At 63.8% G+C, this 240-nt stretch carries 1 protein-coding gene; it reads left to right on the top strand.

Going from position 1 to position 240, the window contains the following annotated elements:
- Window positions 1–240, top strand: a 240-nt coding sequence (locus SB816_RS34580; protein WP_410548571.1) for a HAMP domain-containing protein, incomplete at both ends; no start/stop codon positions are given.

The raw sequence follows: 240 nt of genomic DNA, 5'->3' as shown, positions 1-240 counted from the left end.
CTGCGCAAGCTGCAGACTGCCGCACACGCGTTCGGCGCGGGCGAGCTGTCGACGCGCGTGCGATTGTCCGCACGGTCGAACATCTATGAGCTGTCGGTGCAGTTCAACGACATGGCGGAACGGATCGAAGCGTCGATCAAGCAGCAGCGCGAAATGATGCATGCGATTTCGCACGAGCTGAAGACGCCGCTCGCTCGCCTGGAATTCGGACTCGCGCTGCTCGCGGACGCCGACGACAGC

This window comes from Achromobacter sp. SIMBA_011, assembly GCF_046535435.1.
GTDB classification, from domain to species: domain Bacteria; phylum Pseudomonadota; class Gammaproteobacteria; order Burkholderiales; family Burkholderiaceae_B; genus Achromobacter; species Achromobacter dolens.
Note: the sequence above shows the minus strand (reverse complement) of the source record. Positions and strands in the feature narration are given on the sequence as shown.